The 5,259-nt window shown below is 40.5% G+C and carries 7 protein-coding genes; 4 read left to right on the top strand and 3 right to left on the bottom strand.

Translation table 11 applies throughout. From position 1 onward, the window contains the following. The first annotated feature begins 177 nt into the window (after positions 1-177). Positions 178-468, top strand: coding sequence for a hypothetical protein (locus tag H6G76_RS35965; protein ID WP_190710966.1), 291 nt, complete (start codon positions 178-180; stop codon positions 466-468). A 43-nt stretch (positions 469-511) separates the two neighbouring features. On the opposite strand, the gene H6G76_RS36775 is transcribed toward H6G76_RS35965, so the two are convergent. Further along, a complete protein-coding gene (locus H6G76_RS36775; protein WP_199337650.1) occupies positions 512-757 on the bottom strand; it encodes a hypothetical protein in 246 nt (81 codons plus the stop codon). Between the two features lie 177 nt (positions 758-934). Here H6G76_RS36775 and H6G76_RS35955 point away from each other — a divergent pair, with 177 nt between their 5' ends. Beyond that, positions 935-2,284, top strand: coding sequence for a glutamine synthetase family protein (locus tag H6G76_RS35955; protein ID WP_190710965.1), 1,350 nt, complete (start codon positions 935-937; stop codon positions 2,282-2,284). Between the two features lie 90 nt (positions 2,285-2,374). Next, a complete protein-coding gene (locus H6G76_RS35950; RefSeq protein ID WP_190710964.1) occupies positions 2,375-3,514 on the top strand; it encodes an amidohydrolase family protein in 1,140 nt (379 codons plus the stop codon). Positions 3,515-3,551: 37 nt separating this feature from the next. Here the strand turns inward: H6G76_RS35950 and H6G76_RS35945 are convergent, their stop codons facing one another. Further along, positions 3,552-3,773 (bottom strand): DUF2811 domain-containing protein, encoded by a 222-nt coding sequence (locus H6G76_RS35945; RefSeq protein WP_190710963.1) that lies wholly within the window; start codon positions 3,771-3,773, stop codon positions 3,552-3,554. Positions 3,774-4,468: 695 nt separating this feature from the next. On the opposite strand from H6G76_RS35945, the gene H6G76_RS35940 reads away from it, so the two are divergent. Continuing rightward, on the top strand, positions 4,469-4,912 hold the full coding sequence (locus H6G76_RS35940) for a hypothetical protein (protein WP_190710962.1): 444 nt from the start codon (positions 4,469-4,471) through the stop codon (positions 4,910-4,912). Positions 4,913-4,960: 48 nt separating this feature from the next. Here the strand turns inward: H6G76_RS35940 and H6G76_RS35935 are convergent, their stop codons facing one another. Beyond that, on the bottom strand, positions 4,961-5,158 hold the full coding sequence (locus H6G76_RS35935; RefSeq protein ID WP_242056683.1) for a hypothetical protein: 198 nt from the start codon (positions 5,156-5,158) through the stop codon (positions 4,961-4,963). Between the last annotated feature and the right edge of the window lie 101 nt (positions 5,159-5,259).

The raw sequence follows: 5,259 nt of genomic DNA, 5'->3' as shown, positions 1-5,259 counted from the left end.
GTTTGAGGATTTGTAATTCTACATCCATTGCCCTACTTCCCTTTCAGAGTTTTTTCTGTTCATCTTTTTATTTAGAATACCCGGAAAGTGACAGAAGAGGGGTATTTCCGAAATCCTGACAATACAAAGTTATATTTGATATTACTAAAATGCTTGTAGCTGTTATCAGGAAGTTTATTGAAAACTATAAGTAACTCTGGCTTAAATCTTAATCGCTTTTGGATATCAGTTGCTACTGTGCTGGTTGCTTTAGTAGTTGGATATTCATCTTCACGAAGCCAAACGCCATTACCGCCAGTGGGAACACCGACGCTGCAACAACAACAGTTGATACAAAAACTACAGCTAGGAGAAATTTGGCTTGGGCTTTTAACTACTTATGATTTTCAAACCGTTGAATTTCAATTAAGTAACCATTCGGGTCACGCAAAAAGCAGTGATAAATTTTATATTTTTCATTCAAAGTAGGGGTTTTTTCAAATTCAACTCCGCGTCTTTTAAGGCATTCGTATCACTCATCTACCTGCTGAGTTACTAGGGTAAAAATTACATTTGGCTGCTTTTGGGATGCTGAAACTGATGCTAGCTCTATTTGGCATAATCCCAAGTAGGCATCGCCACATACGCTATAAATCCGACAGCTTCCTTGGTCAAGCCACAACTTTAAGCCCAGTTTTTCTTCGTAGAAAAGTGTTGAGGTAATTAAATCATGGGTATATAAAAAAGTAATTTGTTGTGTCAGTGGTAGATAGTCCATAAATAAATCTCAATAATCATAGTGTCAGATTGTTATTTTTGAAGAGAAAAGAGCATCCAGATGTGTAAGTTTTACTGATGAGCTAAAACTGATTTTCCTGGAGCAGTTTTTGACTAAAAAATAAGCTAATAGAAATGTAAGATATTAGTTGCTGTACCCGGATCAAAGTAATTAACAATGGTAAAAAAAACTAACTTTAAAAAAATACATAAATATTTAGAAGAGACAGGTGTTAAATTTGTGCGAATTCTTTGGTGCGATAATGCTAACATTATCCGTGGCAAAGCTGTACATCTAGGAATGTTAGCTAACTACTTTGAACATGGAGTGGGAATTTCTGTAGGACAGCAAGGAGTTCCGGTGATGTACGATGCAGTCGTGCCAGAAACAAATTTAGGGCCAGTTGGTGAAATTCGCTTAGTCCCCGATTGGTCTAGCCTCAAACCTTTACCTTATAGTCCAGGTCATGCCCGCGTTATGGGCAATATGATACTTGATGGTGCTGTTTGGGCATTATGCCCACGAAATTTTTTACAGCAGATGATTGCAGCAGCTGTGTCAAATGGTTTGGAAATCAAGGCAGCCTTTGAAAATGAGTTTTACTTACTGCGGCAAACACCTGATGGCATCATTGGGGCTGACTCCACAGTTTTTGCCTCAACTGTGGCAATGGATCTCCATCGTGAAGTAATTGATGACATCTCTGACGCGCTGATTGCTCAAGGAATACCAGTTGAACAGTATTATCCAGAATCAGGCCCCGGTCAGCAGGAAATTTCTATGCGCTATACCGATGCTTTACAAGCAGCTGATTGGCAAATCGCTTTTAGAGAAACTGTTAGAGCCATCGCTCATCGCCACAACCTCATCGCTTCATTTTTACCTAAAATTTTCTTAGATTCAGCTGGTAGTGGTTGTCATATCCATTTGAGTATTTGGCATGAGGAGAAAAATCTATTACCTGAGCCTGGGAGCGTCTATGGACTTTCTGAAGTAGCATTACAATTTATTGCGGGGATTCTATGTCATCTTCCAGGGTTGATGGCACTAACTACCCCAAGTACTAATTCTTACCGTCGTATTCGCCCTCATAGTTGGAGTGGTGCTTACCGTTGTTGGGGATTAGACAATCGAGAGGCCGCCGTTAGAGTTCCTAGTGACCCTGGAATGGGCTGTCCCACTCATTTAGAATTAAAAACTGTAGATGCTTGTGCAAATCCTTACTTAGCTTTAGGTGCTGTGATTGCTGCTGGGCTTGATGGTGTACAACGTGGTTTAACACCACCAAACCCAGTAAATCAAGACCCAGGATATATATCAACTGAAGAACGTACCCAGAATCAAATACACCCATTACCAGATAATTTAGGGCAAGCTATTGTTCACCTCCAGCAAGACGATATTCTATTAACAGCTTTAAATCCCAACTTAGCCAAAGCTTTCTTAGCAGTACGTCAAGCAGAGTGGCAAGCGATGAAGGATTGGGAATTCAACGAAGAAGTGAAAACCCTATTAGAGAAATACTAGCAAAACTGCCAAGTTTAAGACTACTTATGCCAAAAGCAACAGCCGGCCTGATGAACTTAATTTTCCACCACTCTCTACTCCTGACTAAAAATGAATCTGGCTGATATTCCTTTAATTGACCAACACGCTCATAACATATTAAAACCAGAAGTAGCTGCTCAGTTTCCTTTTGCAGCTTCTTTTACCGAGGGCTATGCTCCAGAAATTAGGGACTACCATGCTCGTCATACTTTCTTTTATCGGCGTAGTTTGCGCGATCTTGCTGTTTTATTAAACTGCGAAGCACAAGAGACAGCAATTTTGGCAAGGCGGAAAAACTTGGGATTAGAAGCACTAACGCGGATGTATTTTCAGGCTGCTAACTTAGAAGCAATTTATTTAGATGATGGTTTACAGCCCGAAACTATACTACCTCTGTCATGGCATGAACGCCTGACTCCGGTGCGACGGATTCTGAGATTAGAACTGTTAGCTGAACAATTAATTGGGCAATCACCTAATTTTGCAACTTTTCTAGACAGATTCCACAGTGCACTTGATCCCCCACCGCCTGGAGTTGTAGCTTTTAAAACTATTGTCTGTTACCGCAGTGGTTTAGATATTCAATTCGTAGCCCCCCAGGAGGCTGCGGTTCACTTTAACAATTTCAAGCTACAACTGCACAATCAACCTTTGCGTTTAACAAATAAACCCCTGATTGATTTTCTGTTACAACAGGCACTATCAATAGCTGCTAAACACCATTTCCCAGTACAATTTCATACTGGTTATGGAGATCCTGACTTAGATTTACGATTAGCCAATCCTCTCAATCTGCGATATTTACTAGAGTCGCCACAGTTCCGTAGTGTACCAATAGTATTGCTACACGCTTCTTATCCTTATATGCGAGAGGCTGGTTATTTAGCTTCTGTCTATCCTCAGGTTTATTTAGATTTTGGTTTAGCAATCCCTTTTTTAAGCGTTTCCGGGATGCGACAAGCAATCCAGCAATTGTTAGAATTAGCTCCCACTACGAAGTTGATGTATTCTTCCGATGCTCATTCCATCCCTGAGCTATACTACTTGGGTGCAAAATGGGGTCGCCAAATTTTAGCAGAAGTATTAGAGCAAGCAGTTAGAGATTCTGATATTACTGTAGCTGAAGCTGAGTCAATTTCTGTTGAGATTCTGCGTGGCAATGCATTAGTTCTTTACCAATCAGTGCACGAAACAAGCCCTAGTCTGTAGGATTATTTAGCTCTTCAGAATATATGATAATTGTTCCTTAATGACGACGGAACAAAGTCTCTAGATAAACTTGCGCCACTCGGCGTTGCCCGAAGGGGTTGCCGCAGGCATCGCCCTGGGCATTTTGTAGCAGAAACAGAGAGACTGCCGCCGTCAATACTCGGTTTTCATCCCAATCAGGATGCTGTTGTAAGTAGTCTTTGAGACACTCATGTAGCGGTGCAGGAATTTCGGTGAGGATGCTAACGGTTGCGTTCATAAGTGAGAGCTTCTAGCAAATCAATCAGGGCAACTAGCTTTGAGTGACGCAGCTAAAGGCTGTTACCAAATATTCTTTAACTACTGAACCAAGTTTATACAGTTGGTTATTGCAGCTTACAGAATTATAGAAGCTAGTCGAATTATTGTGCGGCCAGAAGGGGTGGGTTTGTCAATGCTACGAAATGTTAACTAACAGTACAGAAAGAATCAAGATTTACAGCATTATTAGGGTTTGAAATGTATTTTCGTTACGTTACTTAATTGAAACTCAGTAATTAAGTTTTTCCCAAGCCAGGAAATAAAATCCCCAGCTATGCAACCAAAGCCTATGGGTTTGTCGATTGTCTGTGGAGAAACTGAAAGTGCCTGTGGAAAAGCTGTGGAATGGGCGAGGAAAAGTAAGACTAATGATAAGAATTGCAAAAAATCCTAGACTTAAGAAGAATCAACCTAGCGCGATCGCTTCTTTGATCAGCAGAGATAGAGATGTCGATTATTCGGGTGATAAAAGACTAAATTCAGCCATCTGCAATAATATCTGTTGATAGTGGGACGTTTTTCTCATTAAATTAGTTAATAATTTGATGATCCGGACTGTATACACCCGGCAAAGTACTGTGATAGAGGCTGTATACAGATATTAATCAACAAAAATCCATTAATTAAATCTCAATACTTACCGGAGTGTATAGTATGTCTAAAGTTTCAATATCAATTCAGCTAAGTGATGCTGAAGTTAAAGCACTTTCAGCAATGCAAATCTCCGAAAATGAGTCGCTCAATCAAACAGCAACCAGATTGCTAAAAGGTATTCTGGGTCAGTCAAAAGCTGGGCAGACATTATCTGATGATCAAGAGATAAAACAAATTCTCAAACAGGAACTAACTTCGGCAATAGACCAGATCAAGGATTTAATCACGCAGCGTCCGGGTGAAGTTAACAGCCAAACACAAGAAGCTGTTTCTGTGGTGCAGCAATCCAAGCCAGATTATGAGGCAATACGTTCCAATGTTCTTTCTCAAATGAAAGTAGGCAAGCAGTCTGCTGCCAAAGCAATTGATGCTTTTATTGAGGAATTGGATGCTGCTAGTCAGCAGCAAAAGCCAGAAACTGAGGAATTAGATGTAGCATCTTAGAATGTTTGGGCTGGCAAATAAAGCAAAGAATATTCCAGATGTGTACGCTCAACTACTGGCATATTTGAGAACTCGTTCCCATTCCCAACGCCATGCTGTTTCGACTGTTATTTCCTTGCCGTTAGTAAACTTGATGAATTCTGCACCATCGTCATAAAACATATCAGCAACTAATCGATTGCGGACATCGTAACCCCAGATTTCTTGGGCTGTCTTCCACCACCTTTGTCCTGGCGACTCTAACACCTTAAGGGGCTACAAAAAGGGCTAGAATGCAGACAGAATAAGTCTCATAGCTCTTTGACCTTGTTGGTAGAAAGGACGCTTATTAGGACTTAATGTCAATA

It is taken from the genome of Nostoc sp. FACHB-152 (assembly GCF_014697475.1).
Classification (GTDB): domain Bacteria; phylum Cyanobacteriota; class Cyanobacteriia; order Cyanobacteriales; family Nostocaceae; genus Nostoc_B.
The sequence above is the reverse complement of the archived record's forward strand: the minus strand, read 5'-3'. Positions and strand labels throughout refer to the sequence as shown.

Coding starts and splice junctions, on each gene's coding strand:
- H6G76_RS36775 (WP_199337650.1), bottom strand. CDS start 757: ATGGACTATCTACCACTGACACAACAAATTACTTTTTTATATACCCAT.
- H6G76_RS35955 (WP_190710965.1), top strand. CDS start 935: ATGGTAAAAAAAACTAACTTTAAAAAAATACATAAATATTTAGAAGAG.
- H6G76_RS35950 (WP_190710964.1), top strand. CDS start 2,375: ATGAATCTGGCTGATATTCCTTTAATTGACCAACACGCTCATAACATA.
- H6G76_RS35945 (WP_190710963.1), bottom strand. CDS start 3,773: ATGAACGCAACCGTTAGCATCCTCACCGAAATTCCTGCACCGCTACAT.
- H6G76_RS35940 (WP_190710962.1), top strand. CDS start 4,469: ATGTCTAAAGTTTCAATATCAATTCAGCTAAGTGATGCTGAAGTTAAA.